Source organism: Streptomyces sp. Je 1-4 4N24 (assembly GCF_026239515.1).
Lineage (GTDB): Bacteria > Actinomycetota > Actinomycetes > Streptomycetales > Streptomycetaceae > Streptomyces > Streptomyces nigrescens.
In genome coordinates, this window is record NZ_CP110836.1 from 2677895 (window position 1) to 2699331 (window position 21437).

At 70.3% G+C, this 21437-nt stretch carries 22 protein-coding genes and 5 tRNA genes; 7 read left to right on the forward strand and 20 right to left on the reverse strand.

The genetic code is table 11. The features are described 5' to 3' along the window. Positions 1 to 188: 188 nt before the first annotated feature. On the forward strand, positions 189 to 374 hold the full coding sequence (gene rpmB, locus SLV14N_RS11270) for a 50S ribosomal protein L28 (RefSeq protein ID WP_018087178.1): 186 nt from the start codon (positions 189 to 191) through the stop codon (positions 372 to 374). Between the two features lie 128 nt (positions 375 to 502). On the opposite strand, the gene thiD is transcribed toward rpmB, so the two are convergent. Together thiD and SLV14N_RS11280 are read right to left on the reverse strand one after the other, a co-directional pair. Beyond that, positions 503 to 1318 (reverse strand): bifunctional hydroxymethylpyrimidine kinase/phosphomethylpyrimidine kinase, encoded by an 816-nt coding sequence (thiD, locus tag SLV14N_RS11275; protein ID WP_263269221.1) that lies wholly within the window; start codon positions 1316 to 1318, stop codon positions 503 to 505. 73 nt (positions 1319 to 1391) lie between these two features. Then, positions 1392 to 2360, reverse strand: coding sequence for a thiamine-phosphate kinase (locus SLV14N_RS11280; RefSeq protein WP_208680814.1), 969 nt, complete (start codon positions 2358 to 2360; stop codon positions 1392 to 1394). A gap of 158 nt (positions 2361 to 2518) precedes the next feature. Between SLV14N_RS11280 and SLV14N_RS11285 the strand changes: the two genes are divergently transcribed. Then, entirely contained in the window at positions 2519 to 2752 is a 234-nt protein-coding gene (locus SLV14N_RS11285) for an Lrp/AsnC ligand binding domain-containing protein (RefSeq protein ID WP_208680815.1), read from the forward strand. A gap of 21 nt (positions 2753 to 2773) precedes the next feature. After that, positions 2774 to 3253, forward strand: a complete 480-nt coding sequence (locus SLV14N_RS11290) for a DUF3515 domain-containing protein (protein ID WP_208680816.1) — start codon at positions 2774 to 2776, stop codon at positions 3251 to 3253. A 75-nt stretch (positions 3254 to 3328) separates the two neighbouring features. Here SLV14N_RS11290 and SLV14N_RS11295 read toward each other — a convergent pair whose 3' ends face one another. The 3 genes from SLV14N_RS11295 to SLV14N_RS11305 all read right to left on the reverse strand — a co-directional run bounded on the left by SLV14N_RS11295 (position 3329) and on the right by SLV14N_RS11305 (position 6460). Further along, a complete protein-coding gene (locus tag SLV14N_RS11295; protein WP_208680817.1) occupies positions 3329 to 4465 on the reverse strand; it encodes a D-alanine--D-alanine ligase family protein in 1137 nt (378 codons plus the stop codon). Between the two features lie 130 nt (positions 4466 to 4595). Beyond that, on the reverse strand, positions 4596 to 5597 hold the full coding sequence (locus SLV14N_RS11300) for an NAD(P)H-dependent glycerol-3-phosphate dehydrogenase (protein ID WP_208680818.1): 1002 nt from the start codon (positions 5595 to 5597) through the stop codon (positions 4596 to 4598). Beyond that, complete coding sequence (locus tag SLV14N_RS11305) at positions 5594 to 6460, reverse strand: 1-acyl-sn-glycerol-3-phosphate acyltransferase (protein ID WP_208680819.1); 867 nt, start codon at positions 6458 to 6460, stop codon at positions 5594 to 5596. The genes SLV14N_RS11300 and SLV14N_RS11305 overlap by 4 nt, the downstream gene beginning before the upstream one ends. A 141-nt stretch (positions 6461 to 6601) precedes the next feature. Between SLV14N_RS11305 and cofC the strand changes: the two genes are divergently transcribed. Next, positions 6602 to 7315, forward strand: coding sequence for a 2-phospho-L-lactate guanylyltransferase (cofC, locus tag SLV14N_RS11310; protein ID WP_262042045.1), 714 nt, complete (start codon positions 6602 to 6604; stop codon positions 7313 to 7315). On the opposite strand, the gene SLV14N_RS11315 is transcribed toward cofC, so the two are convergent. From SLV14N_RS11315 to leuC, 5 genes are all read right to left on the reverse strand, one after another. Then, positions 7296 to 7499, reverse strand: coding sequence for a hypothetical protein (locus SLV14N_RS11315; protein WP_093647104.1), 204 nt, complete (start codon positions 7497 to 7499; stop codon positions 7296 to 7298). The genes cofC and SLV14N_RS11315 overlap by 20 nt on opposite strands. Positions 7500 to 7656: 157 nt before the next feature. Then, positions 7657 to 8307 carry an HU family DNA-binding protein gene (locus SLV14N_RS11320; protein ID WP_263269223.1) on the reverse strand — a complete coding sequence of 217 codons (651 nt, stop codon included), beginning with the start codon at positions 8305 to 8307 and terminating at the stop codon, positions 7657 to 7659. Positions 8308 to 8432: 125 nt separating this feature from the next. Beyond that, a complete protein-coding gene (locus SLV14N_RS11325; protein ID WP_208680821.1) occupies positions 8433 to 8678 on the reverse strand; it encodes a hypothetical protein in 246 nt (81 codons plus the stop codon). Positions 8679 to 8814: 136 nt separating this feature from the next. Then, positions 8815 to 9408 carry a 3-isopropylmalate dehydratase small subunit gene (gene leuD, locus SLV14N_RS11330; protein ID WP_208680822.1) on the reverse strand — a complete coding sequence of 198 codons (594 nt, stop codon included), beginning with the start codon at positions 9406 to 9408 and terminating at the stop codon, positions 8815 to 8817. A gap of 3 nt (positions 9409 to 9411) precedes the next feature. Further along, positions 9412 to 10842 (reverse strand): 3-isopropylmalate dehydratase large subunit, encoded by a 1431-nt coding sequence (gene leuC / locus SLV14N_RS11335; protein WP_208680823.1) that lies wholly within the window; start codon positions 10840 to 10842, stop codon positions 9412 to 9414. 174 nt (positions 10843 to 11016) lie between these two features. On the opposite strand from leuC, the gene ndgR reads away from it, so the two are divergent. After that, positions 11017 to 11733: an IclR family transcriptional regulator NdgR gene (gene ndgR / locus SLV14N_RS11340; protein ID WP_026169203.1), complete on the forward strand. Its 717-nt coding sequence runs from the start codon at positions 11017 to 11019 to the stop codon at positions 11731 to 11733. Positions 11734 to 11926: 193 nt separating this feature from the next. On the opposite strand, the gene SLV14N_RS11345 is transcribed toward ndgR, so the two are convergent. Beyond that, positions 11927 to 12409: a DUF4188 domain-containing protein gene (locus tag SLV14N_RS11345; protein WP_263269224.1), complete on the reverse strand. Its 483-nt coding sequence runs from the start codon at positions 12407 to 12409 to the stop codon at positions 11927 to 11929. 79 nt (positions 12410 to 12488) lie between these two features. On the opposite strand from SLV14N_RS11345, the gene SLV14N_RS11350 reads away from it, so the two are divergent. Then, positions 12489 to 13136, forward strand: a complete 648-nt coding sequence (locus SLV14N_RS11350) for a MerR family transcriptional regulator (RefSeq protein ID WP_127153191.1) — start codon at positions 12489 to 12491, stop codon at positions 13134 to 13136. 44 nt (positions 13137 to 13180) lie between these two features. On the opposite strand, the gene SLV14N_RS11355 is transcribed toward SLV14N_RS11350, so the two are convergent. From SLV14N_RS11355 to SLV14N_RS11395, 9 genes are all read right to left on the reverse strand, one after another. After that, positions 13181 to 13253, reverse strand: a tRNA-Glu gene (locus tag SLV14N_RS11355). A gap of 41 nt (positions 13254 to 13294) precedes the next feature. Beyond that, positions 13295 to 13366: transfer RNA gene (locus SLV14N_RS11360), tRNA-Gln, on the reverse strand. Between the two features lie 16 nt (positions 13367 to 13382). Further along, positions 13383 to 13455, reverse strand: a tRNA-Glu gene (locus SLV14N_RS11365). A gap of 62 nt (positions 13456 to 13517) precedes the next feature. Next, positions 13518 to 13590: transfer RNA gene (locus tag SLV14N_RS11370), tRNA-Glu, on the reverse strand. Positions 13591 to 13611: 21 nt separating this feature from the next. Next, positions 13612 to 13683 (reverse strand) — tRNA-Gln (locus SLV14N_RS11375). An 89-nt stretch (positions 13684 to 13772) separates the two neighbouring features. After that, the gene (locus SLV14N_RS11380) at positions 13773 to 14498 is read right to left on the reverse strand and encodes an HAD family hydrolase (RefSeq protein ID WP_263269227.1); all 726 of its coding nucleotides are present in this window, start codon (positions 14496 to 14498) and stop codon (positions 13773 to 13775) included. Positions 14499 to 14580: 82 nt separating this feature from the next. Next, positions 14581 to 16062, reverse strand: coding sequence for a glutamate--tRNA ligase (gene gltX / locus SLV14N_RS11385; protein ID WP_263269228.1), 1482 nt, complete (start codon positions 16060 to 16062; stop codon positions 14581 to 14583). Further along, positions 16055 to 16828 carry a fumarylacetoacetate hydrolase family protein gene (locus tag SLV14N_RS11390; RefSeq protein WP_208680827.1) on the reverse strand — a complete coding sequence of 258 codons (774 nt, stop codon included), beginning with the start codon at positions 16826 to 16828 and terminating at the stop codon, positions 16055 to 16057. Before SLV14N_RS11390 ends, gltX begins: the two co-directional genes overlap by 8 nt. An 81-nt stretch (positions 16829 to 16909) precedes the next feature. Continuing rightward, complete coding sequence (locus tag SLV14N_RS11395) at positions 16910 to 17092, reverse strand: hypothetical protein (protein WP_208680828.1); 183 nt, start codon at positions 17090 to 17092, stop codon at positions 16910 to 16912. A 591-nt stretch (positions 17093 to 17683) separates the two neighbouring features. Here SLV14N_RS11395 and SLV14N_RS11400 point away from each other — a divergent pair. Further along, the gene (locus tag SLV14N_RS11400) at positions 17684 to 21436 is read left to right on the forward strand and encodes a nitrate- and nitrite sensing domain-containing protein (protein ID WP_263269230.1); all 3753 of its coding nucleotides are present in this window, start codon (positions 17684 to 17686) and stop codon (positions 21434 to 21436) included. The last annotated feature ends 1 nt before the right edge of the window (position 21437 follow it).

The window sequence follows — 21437 nt, forward strand, 5'->3', positions numbered from 1 at the left end:
CCGGCAGGGCGGCCGGGGCGGGGGCCCGGGGGTGCGTGGTAGTTTCGTTCTACGGGAGCGGTCGTTGTATGCTGCTCCGGTTGCCCGATGAGAATCGGGCCATTCCTCTCCTGACGGTGCCGGTAGGGCAATGCACTCGGCTCGTTGGGATTTCACCGTAAGTGCATCTGAAGTCTTTGGAGTGACCCGTGGCTGCCAACTGCGACGTCTGCGGCAAGGGGCCGGGCTTCGGCAAGAGTGTCTCGCACTCGCATCGCCGTACCAACCGTCGTTGGAACCCCAACATCCAGACGGTGCGTGCAGTGATCGGGCGCACGCCGAAGCGGCTGAACGCCTGCACCTCGTGCATCAAGGCCGGCAAGGTCTCGCGCTGACGTCTTAGCCGTAGCGCAGCCCAGCCGGTTGCTTGTGAAGCCGGTCCACCTCGGTGGGCCGGCTTCTGCCGTTCCCGGAGCCGGGCGCGGGCCCGGCGGCGCCCGGCCGTGGCGCCGCGTGAGCGCCGTCAGTGCGCGTCACGCCAGTGCCAGCCGTGATCCACGGGGCCGATCCCCGCGCCCAGCCGGAAGCCGGCCGCGAGGGCGCCGGTGACATAGGCCTTCGCCGCCGCGGCGGCCTGCGGGACGGTGTCCCCCTTGGCGAGCTGCGCGGCCAGTGCGCTGGCGAGGGTGCAGCCGGTGCCGTGGGTGTGCCGGTTGTCGTGGCGGGGCGCGCGCAGCCAGTGCTCCTCGGTGCCGTCGGTGAGCAGATCGACGGCGCTGTCGCCGGACCCGCGGCCGGCCGTCAGATGGCCGCCCTTGATGAGCGCCCAGCGCGGCCCGAAGTCGAGGATCGCCTCGGCAGCGCGCCGCATGTCGGCCTCCTCCTCGACCCGTACGCCGGTCAGCTGGGCGACCTCGTCCAGGTTGGGGGTGGCGACGGTGGCGGTCGGCAGCAGCGCGGTGCGGACCGCGTCCAGGGCGGTGGCGGCGAGCAGTGCGTCGCCGTGCTTGGAGACCCCTACGGGGTCGACGACGACCGGGACCCGCAGTCCGGCGAGCAGTTCCGCGACGGTTTCGACGAGTTCGGCCGAGGAGAGCATCCCGGTCTTCACCGCCTGCGCGCCGATGTCGTCGACGACGCTGCGGAACTGGGCCCGTACGGCCTCGGTGGGCAGCTCCCACGCGCCCTGCACGCCCAGGGAGTTCTGGGCGGTGACGGCGGTCAGCACGCTCATGCCGTGGGTGCCGAGCGCCAGCATCGTCTTCAGGTCGGCCTGGATGCCCGCGCCGCCGCCGGAGTCGGACCCGGCGACGGTCAGGACGCGTGGAGGTATGTGCATACCGCCGAATCTACCGGCGGCACCCCTCGGTCCTGCGGGCGCCCGTCCCGGGCGGCCCGTATCCCTTAAGGGACTATTCGGTGTCCCCGTTGTCGCCGAAGTGGTCCCAGCCGGCCTTCACCCAGGGGGCGCCGTCCACCGTCACCTGGGGCAGCGCGGAGGGGTGGAGCACCTCTCCGATGACCTTCCAGCGGGCGGGCAGCTTCACATCGGGCGGGAAGGTGGCCACGATCGCATGGTCCTCACCGCCGTTGAGCACCCACTGCATCGGGTCCACGCCGACGGCGGTTCCGATGTCGGACATCTGCGTGGGGATGTCGATGCCCGCGGACCGCAGATCGATCCGGACCTTGCTGGCCTCGGCGATGTGCCCGAGGTCGGCGACCAGCCCGTCGCTGACGTCCGTCATGGCGGTGGCGCCGAGGCCGGCCGCCGCCGGGCCCGCGTGGTACGGCGGCTCGGGCCGGCGGTGGGCCTCCACGAAGGCGCGCGGCGAGCGGAAGCCGCGGGAGAGGACGGCGTGCCCGGCGGCGGACCAGCCGAGCCAGCCGGTCACCGCGACCACGTCGCCGGGCTGGGCACCGGCCCGGGTGACCGGCTCCTGGTTGCGCAGATCGCCGAGCGCGGTGATGGCGATGGTGATGGTGTCGCCGCGTACGACGTCCCCGCCGACGACCGCGGCGCCCGCCACCTGGCATTCGTCGCGCAGCCCGTCCATCAGCTCGGTGGGCCAGGTCGCGGGGAGTTCCGCGGGGACGACCAGGCCGAGCAGGATCGCGGTGGGCACGGCGCCCATCGCCGCGATGTCGGCGAGGTTCTGCGCGGCGGCCTTGCGTCCGACGTCGTAGGCGGTGGACCAGTCGCGCCTGAAGTGCCGGCCTTCCAGGAGGATGTCGGTGCTGGCGACGACCCTCCGGTCCGGCGCGGTGACCACCGCGGCGTCGTCACCCGGCCCGATCCGTACGGCCGGAGTGGAGGTGAGCCGGGAGGTGAGCTCCCTGATCAGCCCGAACTCCCCCAGCTCGCCCACGGTGCCCTTCATGCTGTTGCCCTTCCCATGTGTACGGACGGTCCGTACGTGGCTGACGACTGTGCCGCACTTGCCGAGTTCACCGCGCGGGTCTCCCCGCTCCGCACGGTGACGCGGTACCGTGGCGTCCCTTCTTCCCACATGATCCTCGTAGCCGCCCTGGAGGTTCCGTGGTACAGGCCTACATCCTGATCCAGACCGAGGTCGGCAAGGCCTCGGCGGTAGCTGAGGTGATCTCCAAGATCCACGGCGTGCTGCAGGCCGAGGACGTGACCGGGCCCTATGACGTCATCGTGCGCGCACAGGCCGAAACCGTCGATGAGCTGGGCCGCATGGTGGTCGCGAGAGTCCAGCAAGTGGAAGGCATCACCCGCACCCTTACCTGCCCGGTCGTGCATCTCTAGCTCCCCCGTATCCTCGGCCGGGTGATCTCTGCGCGCCGTCGGCACCTGGCCCTGCCCGCGCTCACCGTGCTGTTCGCCGCGGTGAGCTGTTCGCCTTCCGAAGACGTGGCCGTCCCCTCCCCCGAGGGTGCGGCCGCGCGGTATTGCAAGGCGCTCCACCAGGAGTTGCCGCACACCGTGGACGGGCTGAAGCGGGCCACCGCCGAGCCGGTCTCCGACTTCACTGCCATGTGGGGGGATCCTGCCGTGAAACTGCGCTGCGGGGTACCGAAGCCCGACGTCCTGACGCACGGGAGTGAACATTACAACCCCTACGCGGACGCGGCGGAAGTCAACGGGGTCCGATGGCTCTTCGAGAAGCAGGACGACGGTTACCGCTTCACGACCGTGCTGCGCAAGGCCTATGTCGAGGTGACCGTGCCCGGGAAGTACGCCCCCGAGGTCGATGCGCTCACCGACCTCGCGGGCGCCGTGAAGAAGACCGTTCCCGTAGGGGTCTAGGGGGGAGACACCCCCTGGGGCCCGCCCTCAAGGATCAGCCGGATCAGGGCAGGACCGGCACACGGTCTGCGCGGCTCAGCGCAGCCCCGTGGAGCGGTGCAGCGCGGCCTGGAGCAGCCGGTCGATCAGCTCCGGGTAGCTCACCCCGCTCTCCTGCCACATCCGCGGGTACATCGAGATGGGCGTGAATCCGGGCAGCGTGTTGATCTCGTTGATCACGAACTCGCCGTTGTCCTGCAGGAAGAAGTCCGCGCGCACCAGGCCCTCGCAGGACGCCGCCTCGAAGGCCGCGACCGCCAGCTCCTGGACCTGCGCGGTCTGCTCGGCGGTCAGCGGCGCGGGCACGATCCCGTCGGCCGAGTCGATGTACTTGGCCTCGAAGTCGTAGAAGTCGTGCGCGGTGACCGGCGGGATCTCGGCCGGCACGCTGGCCCGCGGGCCGTCCTCGAACTCCAGCACCCCGCACTCGATCTCGCGGCCGCTCAGCAGCGACTCCACAAGGATCTTGGGGTCGTGCGCCCGGGCCTCCTCGATCGCCTCGTCCAGGCCGCCGAGGTCGTCGACCTTGGTGATGCCCATGGACGAGCCGGCCCGCGCGGGCTTCACGAAGAGCGGCCAGCCGTGCTCCCCGGCGAAGTCCACGATCTTCTTACGGGCGGCGGCAGGGTCCTTCTCCCACTCCCGCGGGCGGATGACCTCGTACGGGCCGACCGGCAGCCCGAAGGAGGTGAACACCCGCTTCATGTAGTCCTTGTCCTGGCCGACGGCGGAGGCGAGCACGCCCGAGCCGACGTAGGGCACCCCGGAGAGCTCCAGCAGGCCCTGCAGGGTGCCGTCCTCCCCGTAGGGGCCGTGCAGGACGGGGAAGACGACGTCGACCTCGCCGAGCGCCTTGGGCACCGAGCCCGGCTCGCTGTAGACGACCTCGCGGTTGGTCGGGTCGACGGGGAGCACCACGCCGCCCTCGGTGGACTCGGCGAGCTCGGCCACGCTGGGCAGCTGCCGGTCCGCGATGGCCATCCGCTCGGGGTCGTCGGCGGTCAGCGCCCAGCGGCCGTCCGTGGTGATGCCGATGGGCAGCACGTCGTACTTCTCGCGGTCGATGGCACGCAGCACGGCGCCGGCCGTGAGCACGGAGATGGCGTGCTCGGAGCTGCGGCCGCCGAACACGACGGCGACGCGGGGCTTGTGGGAGGAGGTCTCGCTGCTCATATCGGGTTGAGGGTACCTGCTGACCGGCGCGGAGTCAGTGCTGCGGCGGCCGTTGGTGGCGTCGCGCCGGGGTGCCGTGTGCCACGGGGCCCCGGCGAACGGCGCCGGACCGGGGCATTCGGCGCCGATTTCAGTGCCGCTCGGACTTGGCGCTGCGTGACATCAGGTCCTTGAGGGCGACCATCGGCGGCTTGCCCTCGTGGACGATCTCCACGACCGTCTCGGTGAGCGGCATGTCGACACCGTGCCTGCGGGCCAGATCCAGCACGGATTCGCAGGACTTGACGCCCTCGGCGGTCTGCTTGGTGACCGCGATGGTCTCCTGGAGCGTCATTCCCCGGCCGAGGTTGGTGCCGAAGGTGTTGTTGCGCGACAGCGGCGAGGAGCAGGTGGCGACGAGGTCGCCCATGCCCGCCAGGCCGGCGAAGGTGTGCGCGTCGGCCCCCATGGCGAGGCCGAGCCGGGTGGTCTCGGCGAGACCGCGGGTGATCAGGGACGCCTTGGCGTTGTCGCCCAGGCCCATACCGGTGGCGATGCCGACGGCGAGCGCGATGACGTTCTTGACCGCGCCGCCCAGTTCACAGCCCACCACGTCGGTGTTGGTGTACGGGCGGAAGTACGACGTGTGGCAGGCGGCCTGGAAGCGCCGGGCGACCGCCTCGTCGGCGCAGGCCACGACCGCGGTGGCGGGCTGCCGGGCGGCGACCTCCTTGGCGAGGTTGGGGCCGGTCAGCACCGCGACCCGCTCCGCCGGCACCTTGGCGACCTCCTCGATGACCTCGCTCATGCGCTTGGCCGTGCCCAGTTCGACGCCCTTCATCAGGGAGACCAGGACGGTGTCGGCGGGCATCAGGGGCGCCCATTCGGCGAGATTGCCGCGCAGCGTCTGGGCGGGGACGGCCAGCACGGCGAACTCCGCGCCGCGGGCCGCTTCCGCCGGGTCGGTGGTGGCCCGTACGGCCGCGGGGAGCTCGACCCCCGGCAGATAGTCGGGGTTCGTACGGCCGTTGTTGATGGCGTCGACCAGGGCCTCGCGGCGCCCCCACAGGGTCACCTCGCATCCCGCGTCGGCGAGCACCATCGCGAAGGCGGTACCCCAGGACCCCGTGCCGTAGACGGCGCAGCGCGTCACTTGCTTTCATCCTCCTGTGCCTGCTGGGTGCTTCGGGCCTGCTGCGGGCCGACGGCCGGTTCGGTGGCGGCGGCCGGTTCGGCGGGGGTCCTGTCCGCTCCGGCGCCCTGGGTGGCCTTGGCGGCTTCCCGGGCGGCGCGGCGCTCCCGGGCGATCGCCTTGCGCCAGTCGTACGGTTCGGCCGGCGCGGGCTCGCCGCGGACGACGGCCAGCTGCTCGGTGATCGCGGCCATGATGACGTCGGTGGCGGCCCGCAGCACCTCGGCGGTCGGCTCCCGGTCGTAGAAGGCGCTCAGGTCGACCGGCGGTCCCGCCTGCACCCGCAGCGTCTTGCGTGGGAAGAGGCGGAGCTTCTTCTCCTTGGCGTACGGCGGCATCGCGTCGTTGGCGCCCCACTGCGCGACGGGAATGACCGGCGCCTTCGTCAGCAGCGCCACCCGCGCGGCACCCGTCTTGCCCTGCATGGGCCACAGCTCGGGGTCGCGGGTGAGGGTGCCCTCGGGGTAGAAGGCCACGCATTCGCCCTCGTCGATGGCGGTGACGGCGGCGCGGAACGCGTTGGCGGCGTCGGTGGTTTCCCGGTAGACGGGGATCTGTCCGGTGCCGCGCATCATCAGGCCGACAAAGCCGCTCCGGAAGAGTCCGGCCTTGGCGAGGAATCGGGGGACCCGCCCGGTGTTGTACTGATAGTGCGCATACGAGAGCGGATCGAGATACGAGTTGTGGTTGACCGCGGTGATAAATCCGCCGTCGGCCGGAATGTGGTCCATTCCCCGCCAGTCCCGCTTGAACAGAACCAAGAGCGGCGGTTTGCAGATGACCGCGGCCAAGCGGTACCAGAAGCCGATTCTGCGGCGGGACACTGGGACACCCTCCTTGTGGGGACCTGCGAAGCTGCTGCGGGCCGGCAGCCGCACAAGTGTCGCCCCAGGTACCCGCTCTGTCGAGGACACCGTAACCCCGACGCTCCCGGAGAGCGGCGGCAGCAGGTGAGAATGGCGGCGATGCGACGAGACGGAGCGGATGTGGGATGGAGCCTGGTGGTGCCGCTGAAACCACTGGTGCGGGCCAAGAGCAGGCTCTCCCGGGCCGCGGGGGAGGAGTTCCGGCCACGGCTGGCCCTCGCCTTCGCCCTGGACACCGTGACAGCGGCGCTGGCCTGCGACGACGTCCGGGATGTGGCGGTTGTCACGGATGACCAGCTGGCCGGGGAGCGTCTGGCGGCGCTGGGCGCGCGGATCGTGCCCGACACACCGGCCCGCGGTCTCAACGCGGCGCTGGCCCACGGAGCGAGCGTGGTCCGGGCGCGTCGCCCGGGCGCGGCGGTCGCCGCACTGAACGCCGACCTCCCGGCACTGCGCCCCGCCGAACTGGAACTGGTGCTCCATTCCGCTTCGCTATTTCCCCGTGCATTTCTCGCGGATGCGGCGGATATCGGGACAACACTTCTGACCGCGACTTCCGGAGTGGAATTGGAACCGGCATTCGGAGGTGCGTCGCGGGCCCGTCACCTGGCATCCGGAGCGCGGGAGATCACCGGGCCGGAGGTGCCCTCGGTACGCCGGGACGTGGACACCGGCGAGGATCTGCTGGCCGCCCTGGCACTGGGCGTGGGCCCGCACACGGCGCTCCAGGCACCGCGTCCCGCCCCGGGGACAGCCGCGCCGGAGGGGTCGGAGCGGCTGTCGCCTCCGCAGGTCAGAGCGTCTGGAGCGTGATCAGGACGATCCGGCGGGCGTCGCCTTCGCCGGTGATGTCGATACGGACCCGCTGACCGGGCCGCAGCAGCAGCAGACCGCCGGCGTCGAAGGCCGCCGCGTCGAAGGGCAGCGGGGTTCCGTCGTCCAGCAGCACACTGCCGGAGCGGGTCTCGGAGTCGTACGTATACGCGGTGGCCTGCATGGGAGAGAGCCTAGACGAGGAGGTCCCGGGCCCCTTCGGCCGCCCGTACGGCGACCGAAGGGGTCCGGGACCTGCTCGCCGGACGGCGGCCGAACGCACCGCGGGCCGGGCTCCCCGAAGGGAGACCGGCCCCACGCGTGGCGTCGCGGTCGCTGAATTACCGCTTGCGGGCGGTGGTCTTCTTGGCGGTGGTCTTGCGTGCGGTGGCCTTCTTCGCGGGGGCCTTCTTCGCCGTCGTCTTCTTCGCGGGCGCGGTCTTCTTCGCCGTCGCCTTCTTCGCGGTGGTCTTCTTGGCCGTGGTCGCCTTCTTGGCGGCGGCCTTCGCGGGAGCCTTCTTCGCCGTCGTCTTCTTGGCGGTGGCCTTCTTCGCCGCGGTGGTCTTCTTCGCCGCGGCCTTCTTCGCCGTCGTCTTCTTGGCGGCGGCCTTCTTGGCGGTGGCCTTCTTCGCGGCTGCCTTCTTGATGGCGGCGCCGCCGGTGAGGCTGCCCTTCGGGGCCTTCTTCACGGAGACCTCGCCGCCCTTGGGGAGCTTCTTCGAGCCGCTCACCAGGTCCTTGAAGCCCTGACCGGCACGGAAGCGCGGCACCGAGGTCTTCTTGACCCGCACGCGCTCACCCGTCTGCGGGTTGCGGGCATAGCGGGCCGGACGGTCGACCTTCTCGAACGAACCGAATCCGGTGACCGAAACGCGGTCGCCGGAGACAACTGAACGGACGATTGCGTCCAGTACAGCGTCCACGGCGTCCGCGGCGTTCTGACGGCCGCCGAGCTTGTCGGCAATGGCTTCTACGAGCTGCGCCTTGTTCACGTCTTCCCCTTCGGAGACATTGCTGGAACGAAAGTTTCCAAGCTTTTTCGCACGTTAGGCAGATATATACCGCAAATCAAACACGAAACGGGCTAATCACCCTTGTGCCGCAACGAACTCGACCTTCACGGACTTCCGTCGGCGTGCACATCTTCGGGATAACGACCTTCGTCGAGGTCATCCATGAACCACTCCAGACGCCTTGCCGCGTCCGCAAGATCGTGTTTAGCCGCGGCCGTGATGACGAGCAGCTTCCGGGCCAGCGCCATCCGTACGCCCTCCGGGACTTGCAGTGTCCGCACTCTTGTATGTGCGTCCTTGAGCCGGTCGGCGACGAGACCGTAGAGCTTGAGTTGGTCGTCGCGTTCCATGCGCTAATTGTGCCATCTGCGGCGAGTTGTCGCTTCACGGGGCCTCAACAGCCGCCTCAACACGGCGATGCGCCCCCTGCCAACTGCACAGGGGGCGCATCGTACGCAATATGGCTTTGAGCCATAAAACCCGAGGTCAGACCTCGATGGTACGCGGCTTGAACGGCGGCCGGTTCGCCTCGTACTCCACGATGGACGACTCCTCCCGAAGGGTGAGGCTGATGTCGTCCAGCCCCTCCAGCAGGCGCCAACGCGCGTTCTCGTCCAGCTCGAAGTCGGCGGTGACGCCCTCGGCACGGACCTGCCGGCCGACCAGGTCGACCGTCACCTCGGCGGTCGGGTCGGCCTCCAGCAGCGTCTGCAGCCGGTCGACGGTCTCCTGCGGCAGGACCACCGTCAGCAGCCCGTTCTTGAGGGAGTTGCCCCGGAAGATGTCCGCGAACCGCGAGGAGATGACGGCCTTGAACCCGAAGTTCTGCAGCGCCCAGACGGCGTGCTCACGTGAGGATCCGGTGCCGAAGTCGGGGCCGGCGACCAGCACCGTGGCGCCCTTGTAACGCTCCTGGTTGAGGACGAACTGCGGGTCCTTGCGCCAGGCCTCGAACAGCCCGTCCTCGAAGCCGTCGCGGGTGACCTTCTTGAGCCAGTGAGCCGGGATGATCTGGTCGGTGTCGACGTTGCTGCGGCGCAGCGGGACGGCCCGGCCGGTGTGGGTGGTGAAAGCTTCCATGGTTCAGACTCCCGCGGGCGTGGCGACGGCGACGTCGGACAGATCGGCCGGTGAGGCCAGATGGCCGAGAACCGCCGTTGCGGCGGCGACCTGCGGCGAGACCAGGTGCGTACGGCCGCCCTTGCCCTGCCGGCCCTCGAAGTTGCGGTTCGAGGTGGACGCGGAGCGCTCACCGGGAGCCAGCTGGTCGGGGTTCATGCCCAGACACATCGAGCAGCCCGCGTGCCGCCATTCGGCGCCCGCCGCGGTGAAGACCTTGTCCAGACCCTCGGCGACGGCCTCCAGGGAGACCCGCACCGATCCGGGGACGATCAGCATCCGTACGCCGTCGGCGACCTTGCGGCCTTCCAGGATCTCGGCCGCGGAGCGCAGGTCCTCGATACGGCCGTTGGTGCACGAACCTACGAAGACCGTGTCCACGTTGATCTCGCGCAGCGGCTGACCCGCCGTCAACCCCATGTATTCCAGGGCCTTTTCGGCGGCGTACCGCTCCGAGGCGTCCTCGTACGAAGCCGGGTCGGGGACGTTCGCCGAAAGCGGCGCGCCCTGGCCGGGGTTGGTGCCCCAGGTGACGAACGGGGCCAGCGCGGAAGCGTCGATGTGCACCTCGGCGTCGAAGACCGCGTCGTCGTCGGTGCGCAGGGTCTTCCAGTACGCGACCGCGGCGTCCCAGTCCTCGCCCCGGGGCGCGTGGTCACGGCCCTCCAGGTAGTCGAAGGTGGTCGCGTCGGGGGCGATCATGCCGGCCCGCGCGCCCGCCTCGATCGACATGTTGCAGATGGTCATCCGGGCTTCCATCGACAGCTTCTCGATGGCCGAGCCGCGGTATTCCAGGACATAGCCCTGGCCGCCGCCGGTGCCGATCCTGGCGATGATCGCCAGGATCAGGTCCTTGGCGGTGACGCCCTCGGGCAGCTCACCGTCGACGGTGATCGCCATGGTCTTGAACGGGGCCAGCGGCAGCGTCTGGGTGGCCAGTACATGCTCCACCTGGCTCGTGCCGATGCCGAACGCCAGCGCGCCGAAGGCACCGTGGGTGGAGGTGTGGCTGTCACCGCAGACCACGGTGGTGCCGGGCTGGGTCAGTCCCAACTGCGGTCCCACAACGTGGACAACGCCCTGCTCGACATCGCCCAGCGGGTGCAGCCGGACCCCGAACTCCGCACAGTTCTTGCGCAGCGTCTCCAGCTGGGTGCGCGAGACCGGGTCGGCGATCGGCTTGTCGATGTCGAGGGTCGGGGTGTTGTGATCCTCGGTGGCGATGGTCAGGTCCGTACGGCGCACCTGGCGGCCGGCCTTGCGGAGGCCGTCGAACGCCTGCGGGCTGGTGACCTCGTGCAGGAGGTGGAGATCGATGAAGAGAAGGTCGGGCTCGCCTTCCGCGCGCCGGACGACATGGTCGTCCCAGACCTTCTCCGCGAGTGTCCGTCCCATCGCTTTCCCTCCGGCCGGCCTCAGTGCCGGCCTTTCTCGTCCGTGCGCGATGCCCGTAGAAATCCCCTTGCCGGGCCTTACGCCGGGCCCTGGTCCAGGGCCACACCTACAGATTGACGACTTCCCTGGAAAATTGAACTTGCGTTTCACACTGTGAGACGCGAGTATCGTTGCATGGACAACTCTAGCGGCGTCGGCGTTCTCGACAAGGCAGCTCTGGTTTTGAGTGCCCTGGAGTCCGGTCCGGCCACCCTCGCCGGGCTGGTCGCGGCGACAGGGCTTGCACGACCCACGGCCCACCGGCTGGCCGTGGCTCTGGAACACCACCGGATGGTGGCGAGGGACATGCAGGGCCGGTTCATCCTGGGCCCGCGGCTGTCCGAGCTGGCCGCGGCGGCCGGCGAGGACCGCCTGCTGGCCACGGCGGGTCCGGTACTCACCCACCTCCGCGATGTGACGGGCGAGAGCGCCCAGCTCTATCGCCGGCAGGGCGATATGCGGATCTGTGTGGCAGCGGCGGAGCGGCTGTCCGGATTGCGGGACACCGTCCCGGTCGGCTCCACGCTCCCCATGAAGGCGGGCTCGGCCGCCCAGATCCTGATGGCCTGGGAGGAGCCCGAGCGGCTGCACCGCGGTCTGCAGGGCGCCCGCTTCACGGCCACCGCACTGTCCGGCGTACGGCGCCGCGGCTGGGCCCAGTCGATCGGCGAGCGGGAGCCGGGCGTGGCCTCGGTCTCCGCCCCCGTCCGCGGCCCCTCGAACCGCGTGGTGGCCGCCGTATCGGTCTCCGGCCCGATCGAGCGGCTGACCCGCCACCCGGGCCGGATGCACGCCCAGGCGGTCATCGACGCTGCAGCCCGCCTCTCCGAGGGCCTGCGGCGCACCGGCTGAGCGCCCCGCGACGGGGGCCAGCCGGGGCAGGGGCCGTTGTCGACTGCGGTCACGACGCCGAAAAAAGGGCCACGCACCGGCTGAGCACCCCGCGACGGGGCGAGCCGGGGCAGGGGCCGTTATCGACTGCGGTCACGACACCGAAAAAAGGGCGGCCCCGTGCGGACAGTCCGCACGGGGCCGCCCCAGGCGCTCAGGCCGCCATTCGGTCCGCGGCCCGCTCCCCGCGGCGGCCGACCGGCACCGCCCCCAGGGCCTCCCCCAGCCCGAACGACGGCATATTGACGTAGATGCTCTCGTACGAGCCCGCCGGGACCACATAGGTCTCGTGCCAGAAGCCGACCTTGTTCCGCCCCTCCCGCGCCCGCCGGTTGAACGCCGCCCAGGCCGGCCGGTGCTCGCCGCTCTGATCCGCGGCGTAGGCGAAGAGCTTCTCCTTCGAGTCCCAGTACTGCAGGACGGCGAAGTTCCTCGGCAGTCCGGGAAGCAGCCGGTAGCCGATCATCCCACTGTCCGGATCCCGGGCCAGCTCCTTGATCATGCGCGGCATGGCGAGGAACACCGGCAGCCAACTGCGCACCGCGCGCCAGTTGTTGAAGCGCATCCCGATGAGGAAGACCACCACCTCCCGGCCACCGTCCGCCGTCATCCGTCCCTGCATCGGCTTGCCACTCATGGCAGCCCCCTTCCGACATTGGATAGCGTCGCTATCCATGATTAGATAGTGACACTCTCCAATGGAAGGTGCAAGGGGTATGCGACTGGCGGAGCTGAGTGAGCGCAGCGGGGTGTCCACCGCCACGATCAAGTACTACCTGCGCGAACGGCTGCTCCCGCCGGGCCGCCGGGTCACCGCCACCCAAGCCGAGTACGACGAGGAGCATCTCCGGCGGCTGCGACTGGTCCGGGCCCTGATCCAGGTCGGCCGGATCCCCGTGAGCACCGCACGGGACGTCCTGGCCGCCGTCGAGGACGACTCCCGGGACCAGCTCTCCCGCCTCGGGATCGCCGTGGAGGCACTCCCCCACGGCCCGGAGCCCGACGAGAGCGCCCCCTCGACCGCGGTCGCCCGGCGCACCGCCACGGAGCTGCTGAGGCAGCTCGACTGGCACTTCAACCTGGAGATCGCCGACAGCTCCCCCGCCTTCGGCATGCTCGTCACCGCCATCGCCGCACTGCACCGCCTCGACTACGCCTGCGACCTTCCGCATCTGCTGCCCTACGCCCGCCAGGCGGCACAGCTCGCGGTCGTCGACCTGGATCTGGTCGAGGAGTTCGGAACCCCGGCGGAGCAGGTGGAGGCGGCGGTCGCCCTGACCGTGCTCTACGAGCCGGTGCTGCTCAGCCTGCGCCGGCTGGCGGAGGCCGAGGAGTCCAACCGGCGCTTCGGAAGCGGCAGTTGACGCAAGAAGGCCCCCCGCAAGATGCGGGGGGCCTTCTCATTCTGTACCCCCGACCGGATTCGAACCGGCGCTACCGCCTTGAGAGGGCGGCGTGCTAGGCCGCTACACAACGGGGGCAAGTTTTCCTGCAGTTGGACGTGTCCTGAGGACACACCGCGCTGGGCTACCAGGACTCGAACCTAGACTAAATGAACCAGAATCACTCGTGCTGCCAATTACACCATAGCCCATGGTGGTTTAGACCAGTACCCCCGACCGGATTCGAACCGGCGCTACCGCCTTGAGAGGGCGGCGTGCTAGGCCGCTACACAACGGGGGCCCTAGCGATCCTGCATGAGTGACAGTGGGTGCGACCCGGACTGTCCCCCTGGGAAGGATCTGTACCCCCGACCGGATTCGAACCGGCGCTACCGCCTTGAGAGGGCGGCGTGCTAGGCCGCTACACAACGGGGGCTTTGCAGATAAGCTCTGCGAGCTGGCCTACCAGGACTCGAACCTAGACTAACTGAACCAGAATCAGTCGTGCTGCCAATTACACCATAGGCCATCAAAGCGCAACCCCCCGCAGGGGGTTTCATTTTGACTTACGCTTCCCGGCCGGACCTTTCGGCCCTCTCGGGCGGCGCAGGAAGAACATTACCTGATCGTGGACGGCGCACCAAAACCGATAACCCCGTGCAACAGCTCGGGGAGCTCCGCCAGGCTCGCGATCCGACGCACCCCCGCGGGCGGCTCCTCCCCGGTGCCCGCACGGTCCAGCCATACGGCCGTCAGCCCGGCGTCCCGCGCGCCGAGGGCGTCGATGTCGAGCTTGTCGCCGATGTGGAGGACCTCGTCGGGGGTTAGGCCGAGCGCCTTACAGGCCCCCTTGAACGCCTCCTCGGCCGGCTTGGCGTGCCCCAGCTCATCGGCGCAGAACACCGCCTCGAAGTGCGTACGGATCCCCAGGGCTGCCAGCTTGCGCTCCTGGTTGGCGGTGGCGGCGTTGGACAGCACCGCCTGCCGTACCAGCGGGGCCAGGGCCGCCAGTGCGGGCGCGGAGTCCGGGAAGAGCACCCAGGAAGCTTCGTAGTGCGCGATATACCGGCCGAACCAGGCGTCCGCCTCGGTGTCGGAGAGCGGCGTCCCCAGAAACGTCCGGGCCCGGCCCGTGCGGTGGTCGAGAAAGCCCACCTCACCGGCGAGGAAGCGGGCGAACTCGGTCTCCATGGCCGCCCGCCAGCGCTCCAGCGCCACCTCCTCACCGCCGTACGCGTCGAGGATCCCTTCGGTCCGCAGGTGCCGCAGCACCCCGGCCCGGTCCGAGCCGGTGTAGTCGAAGAGGGTGTCGTCGAGGTCCCACAGGACGGCGCGCAGGGGCATGGCAGCAATCTAAGGGCTGACCCGGATATGCCACGAGCCCGGAAGCCGTGCGGCTTCCGGGCCCGTAGGGGTGCGTACGAGGTCAGCCGGCCAGCTTGGCCAGGGCCGCGTCGATGCGCTGGAGGGTGCGCTCCTTGCCCAGGATCTCCAGGGACTCGAAGAGGGGCAGGCCGACCGTGCGGCCGGTGACGGCCACCCGGACGGGGGCCTGCGCCTTGCCGAGCTTGAGGCCGTGCTCCTCGCCGGCGGCCAGGACGGCCTCCTTGAGGGGCTCGGGGCCGGAGGTCCAGTCGGCGGTCCCGAGCTTGGCGCGGGCGGTGGTGAGCAGGCCCACCGGGTCGCCCTTCATCGCCTTCGTCCAGGACGCCTCGTCCTCGACCGGCTCCTTGAGGAAGAGGAAGTCGACATTGGCGGTGATGTCGGAGAGGACGGTGAGGCGGGTCTGGGCGTGCGGGGCGATGGCGCGCCAGGCGGCCTCGTCGAAGGCCTCGGGGGCCCAGTTGGCGTGCGGGGCCTTCAGCCAGGGCTCGCAGGCCGTGATGAAGGACTCCAGGTCCAGGCGCCGGACGTGGTCGGCGTTGATCGCCTCGGCCTTCTTCAGGTCGAAGCGGGCCGGGTTGGCGTTGACGTCCGCGATGTCGAACTTCTCGATCAGCTCCTGCACCGAGAAGAGGTCCTGGTCGGCGGAGAAGGACCAGCCGAGCAGCGCAAGGTAGTTGAGCAGGCCCTCGGGGAGGAAGCCGCGCTCGCGGTAGAGGTTGAGGTTGGCCTGCGGGTCGCGCTTGGAGAGCTTCTTGTTGCCCTCGCCCATGACGTAGGGGAGGTGGCCGAAGGCCGGGATCTCCTTGGCCACGCCCAGCTCGATCAGGGCCTTGTAGAGGGCGATCTGGCGGGGGGTGGAGGAGAGCAGGTCCTCGCCGCGCAGGACGTGGGTGATCCCCATCAGGGCGTCGTCGACCGGGTTGACCAGGGTGTACAGCGGGGCGCCGTTGGCGCGCACGATGCCGTAGTCCGGGACGTTCTCCGGGGTGAAGGTCAGCTCGCCGCGCACCAGGTCGGTGAAGGTGATCGGCGCGTCGGGCATCCGGAAGCGGACGATGGCGGCGCGGCCCTCGGCCTCGTACGCGGCCTTCTGCTCCGCGGTCAGCTCACGGCAGGTGCCGTCGTAGCCGGAGGGCTTGCCGGCCTTGCGGGCGGCGTCGCGGCGCTCGTCGAGCTCTTCGGTGGTGCAGTAGCAGTGGTAGGCGTGGCCGGCGGCGAGGAGCTTGTCGGCGATGTCCTTGTAGAGGTCCATGCGCTGGGACTGGCGGTACGGCGCGTGCGGGCCGCCCACCTCGGGGCCCTCGTCCCAGTCGAAGCCCAGCCAGTGGAAGGACTCCAGCAGCTGCTGGTAGGACTCTTCGGAGTCGCGGGCCGCGTCGGTGTCCTCGATCCGGAAGACCAGGGTGCCCTTGTTGTGCCGTGCGTAGGCCCAGTTGAACAGGGCGGTACGGATCAGGCCGACGTGGGGGTTACCGGTCGGGGAGGGACAGAAACGGACGCGGACGGGGGTCGCGTTAGCCACGCTTGATCACCTTGTTGGTGAGAGTGCCGATGCCTTCGATGGTGACGGCGACCTCGTCGCCGACGTTGAGGGGGCCGACCCCGGCCGGGGTGCCCGTGAGGATGACGTCGCCGGGGAGCAGGGTCATCGCCTCGGTGATGTGGACGATCAGGTCCTCGACCGGGCGGACCATGTCGCTGGTGCGGCCGAGCTGACGCTGTTCACCGTTGACCGTGCACTGGACGGCGAGGCCCGCGGCGATGTCGGCGGGGTCCAGCCCGGTCTCGACCCAGGGGCCGAGCGGGCAGGAGCTGTCGAAGCCCTTGGCCCGCGCCCACTGCTTCTCGCGCTGCTGCACATCGCGGGCGGTGACGTCGTTGGCGCAGGTGTAGCCGAGGATCACGTCCTTGGCACGCTCGCGGGGCACCTCACGGCACATCCGGCCGATGACGACGGCGAGCTCCGCCTCGTGGTGCACCTCCTGGGAGAAGGAGGGGTACGCGATGGGGTCGCCGGGGCCGATCACCGAGGTGGACGGCTTGAAGAAGGTGACCGGGACGTCCGGGACGGCGTTGCCCAGCTCGGCGGCGTGTTCGGCGTAGTTGCGGCCGATCGCGACGACCTTGTTGGGCAGGACCGGCGGCAGCAGCCGGACCTTGTCGAGGGGGACCTTCTGGCCCGAGCGCTCGAATTCTGCAAAGGGATGCCCCTTGATGACGTCGAGTTCGTCGCCCTCGACGACGCCGAAGCCGACGTTGCCGTCGATGGAGAATCTGGCGATGCGCACGGGTTGCCGTTGCCCCTCATTGATCACTGGCCGGAGTTGACACTCCAGGCTATCGCGGGGCTGCTGCCGGTCCGTCCTTGATTACGCCAGGACGTCCTGCTGGGGAGCCTCCATCAGGACCGTACGGCGGGGGTTGGCGGTCTGGGCCGGCAGCTCGACGGTGTGCTCCGGCGCCTCCGTGCCGAGCTCCTCGGCGTCGGTGAGGTGAGCCAGGGTGGTGCGCCGCGGGTTGGCTATGTTGCGGAACATCGTCGTCGTCTTCACTGCTGCATGCCTCGCGTCATCGAAGTCGGGAAAGGGCTTGCGGAAAGCTGCCTTGTCATTCTTGGCAACTGTGTAAAGCGTCAGGCTAAGCGCGCTATTCCCTGCGAGGTGCGGGGGGACTCAATGATCTTCCTGTGAGTTTGCTCACGAAGTGTGTGACAAATGCCGCATTTCCCATGATCAACAACCCTGGGCGAATCGGACAATGACGGATTGAAGTGCACGTTCCGCTCCCGATCACCGCACCTGGGACAGCCCGGAGGGGCGGACGACTCGCGGATAAAAGTCCGTTATCGACGGGCGAACCTTCTACAAGTCGTGACGCGGCCCGTACATTGCGTCACCCAAGTCACAGTGCGGGGCTCCGCTCTTGTTGGAGATCCTGCACTGTGCTGGAATTCCACGGACCGCCGCACGTTTCAGCCGGCGCGCAGGGCGCAACGAAGCGCCGCGCGGTGGTGCCGTTCTCTTCCACCGGAGAGATCAGCCCGCCGGTCATTCACGACCGCCATGGGGGGACTTAGCGGTCCCCCATACGACTCGACACCGTCCCGCCGAGGTGGGACGCCTGGTCCAGAGGTTGCGACGCTAGTGCAGGGACGTTTCAAGAGGGATGGCAGCGCTGCGGCGGACCCGGAGCTGCGCGGCGGAACCGACCGCGCCTCCTCGCCCCAGCGCGCCCAGGGCAACGGTTCCGCCGGGGGCAGCACGCTGCCCGTCGACGGGGGCGGCCAGGCGCCGGGCAATGACGCCGCGGACAGCGGTAAGCCCAAGGCGTCGAAGGGCCCCAGTGGCCCGGGTTCGCGAATAGCGCTGCGCAACTGGCGCATCAGCACCCGTCTGGTCTCCCTGCTCGCGCTGCCCGTGGTCGCCGCGACCACGCTGGGTGGCATGCGCATCGGCACGTCGCTGGAGAACATCGACCAGCTCGACAAGATGCAGCTGCTCACCGACATGACCCGGCAGGCGACCGAGCTCGCCGACGCGTTGCAGGTGGAGCGGGACAAGTCGGCCGGTCCGCTGGCCGGCAGCGGGAACGCCAAGGACGACGCCAACGTCGTCGCGCCCCGGGAGGCGACCGACCGCGCCCGGCTGTCGTTCAACGAGCGCACCGATGACATCCGGGGCCAGGACGCCACGATGACCGGTGTCCGGGCGACCGTCCTGGAGATCACCCGCCAGCTCAACACCCTCAGCGAGATCCGCAACAGCGCCTACAAGGACGAGGGCAACGCGGCGCGGACCGTCACCAGCTACAACCAGCTGATCAAATCGCTGCTGGACCTGTCCCAGGACATGGCGCAGGCGACCAGCAACCCGGAGATGATCCGCAGTACCCGTGCGCTGGCGGCGTTCTCGTCGGCCAAGGAGTTCGCGTCGATCCAGCGTGCCCTGGTCAGTGCCGGCCTCGCCCACGAGGGCGGCCCGGAGCTGTCCTCCAACGACCGGCTGGCCGGCCGTAACGCCGAGGACAACGAGAAGGCGTTCCGCGACCGCTTCTCGCAGATCTACACCAGCGACGGCGAGAACAGCGCCGGCGCGCTCACCCGCGGTCTGGACGGCAACAACGACGAGATCAAGGCCGCGGTCGCCTTCGCGCACCGCGCCTTCGCCAGCGGTTCCGGCATCCGCAGCCAGGACTACCGCTACCTCGACTGGTACGACTCCGACACCGTCAAGATCGACGAGATGTCGCGGATCGAGACCACGCTGCTCTCGGAGATGGAGCAGAAGTCCCGCGAGCTGCGCAACGAGGCCACACAGGAAGCAATCCTCAGCGGTGCGCTGATCCTGCTCGTCCTCGGTGTCTCGCTGGTCGGCGCGTTCGTCGTGGCGCGGTCCATGGTCCGCTCGCTGCGCCGGCTGCAGGACACCGCGCAGAAGGTCGCCCAGGACCGGCTGCCCGAGCTGGTCAAGCAGCTGTCCGAGTCCGACCCGCAGGACGTGGACACCTCCGTCGAGTCCGTCGGTGTGCACAGCCGGGACGAGATCGGCCGGGTGGCCGCGGCCTTCGACGACGTGCACCGCGAGGCGGTCCGCCTCGCCTCCGAGCAGGCGCTGCTGCGGGGCAACGTCAACGCGATGTTCACCAACCTCTCGCGCCGTTCCCAGGGTCTGATCCAGCGTCAGCTCTCGCTGATCTCCGAACTCGAGTCCCGCGAGGCCGACCCGGACCAGCTGTCCTCCCTCTTCAAGCTCGACCACCTCGCCACCCGCATGCGCCGTAACGGTGAGAACCTCCTCGTCCTCGCCGGTGAGGAGCCGGGGCGCCGGTGGACGCGGCCGGTGCCGCTGGTCGACGTGCTCCGTGCCGCCGCCTCCGAGGTGGAGCAGTACGAGCGGATCGAGCTCAACGCCGTACCGCAGACCGAGGTCGCGGGCCGGGTCGTCAACGACCTCGTGCACCTCCTCGCCGAGCTGCTGGAGAACGCCACCTCGTTCTCCTCGCCGCAGACCAAGGTCAAGGTCACCGGCCACGCCCTGCCCGACGGCCGGGTGCTGGTCGAGATCCACGACACCGGTATCGGCCTGTCGCCCGAGGACCTGTCGTCCATCAACGAGCGGCTCGCCAGCCCGCCGACCGTGGACGTCTCGGTGTCCCGGCGCATGGGTCTGTTCGTGGTCGGCCGGCTGTCGCTGCGGCACGGCATCCGTATCCAGCTGCGGCCCTCCGACTCCGGTGGCACCACCGCGCTGGTCATGCTGCCGGTCGACCTCGCCCAGGGCGGCAAGAAGCCGGCCCCCAGCAACGCCAAGAGCGCCTCCGGTGACCTCGGCGGCGGGCAGTCCAGCCGGCTCGCGGGGCTGCAGCCGCGCGGTCAGGTCGGCTCGGGCCCCTCGGCCGGCGGGCGCCCCGCGCTGCCCGGTCGCGGTGGCCCCGGCGGCGGTGCGCCGAACGCCTTCGGTGCCTCGGCGCCGTCCGGCCGTACGGCCCCTCCCGGCGCCCATCCGCCCGGTGCGGGCTCCCCCGGCGCCCCGGCGCAGGGCGGCGACGCCCGCCCGGCCGCCGGCCGCCCCTCCGGCTCGCGTCCCTCGCTGCCCACCCGCGGCGCGGACAGCGGTCCGGCGCCCACCGTGGCCCCGCCGACCGGCGCCCCGCGCCGCGAGGAGCGTCCGCAGCTGCCGGCGCGCGGTGCCGCGGCCGAACTGCCGGGCGGCCCGCCCGCCGGCGGTCAGGGCGGCCAGGGTGCCCAGCAGTCCGGCGCTACGAGCTGGGGTGCGCGCCGTGAGCGCGGCGGCTCCGACGACTGGCCGCTGGCGCCCCGCGAGACGCAGGACCGGCCGCGTGGCCACGAGGATCCGGAGAGCACCGGCAGCTTCGAGCGGCCCGCGCCCGGCGGCGGCCCCGGTGACACCGCGGCGTTCGCCCGTCCCGACTTCAACGGTCCGCCGCCCGCCGCGGACGGCTCCCGGGGCGGACAGCGCCCGCAGGGCGCGCGTCCGGCCGGCCAGGGCGCGGGCAATGGCCCCGCCGACACCGGGCAGTTCGCCCTGCCGGACGGCGACACGGGTCAGTACGAGACCGGTCAGTACGAGACGGGCCAGTACCGGCGCCCGGACAGCGACACGGGCCAGTACCAGCGGCCCGACGGCGACACCGGCCAGTACCAGCGGCCCGACAGCGACACCGGCCAGTACGACACCGGGCAGTTCGACACCGGCCAGTACCAGCGGCCGGACGCCGAGCGCGGCGGGTACGCCGACGAGTCGCAGGGCACGGGGCAGTTCCCGGTGCAGCAGCCGCAGGACAGCGGTGCGCCGTCCGCCGATGTGCTCGGCGACGCGGACGCCGGTCCCGGTGACGGCCGTACGCCGATCTTCGACACCATCGAGTCCGACTGGTTCAACCACCCGGCGGCCGCCGCTGCCGGTGTACCGCCCCAGGGCGACGCCGAGCCCGAGGCACCGCGGCTGCCGCGCCGCGGGGCCGCGCAGGACGGCGCGGCGCGCGGCGAGGCACGTAACGAGGCGCCGCTCAACGGTGCGCGTCACGACGCACCGGTCAACGGTGCGCGCAGTGCCGCGCCGGCCGAAGCCACCTCGCAGTGGCGCAGCTCGCCGAACGACGAGACGTGGCGGCAGGCGGAGCAGATCCGCCAGCCCGCCGCGGGCGGTATCACCACCTCCGGACTGCCCCGCCGGGTCCCGCGCGCGAACCTCGTCGCGGGCACCGCGCAACAGCAGCAGTCCACCCAGAGCGGTCCCCAGGTCTCGCGTGCGCCCAGTGATGTGCGCGGGCGGCTGACCAATCTCCGTCGGGGTATTCAGCAAGGCCGGCAGGCCGGGACGTCGTCCACCGGCACCCACGGCATTGTCGATCCCACTCACCAGCAGGAGCGTTAGT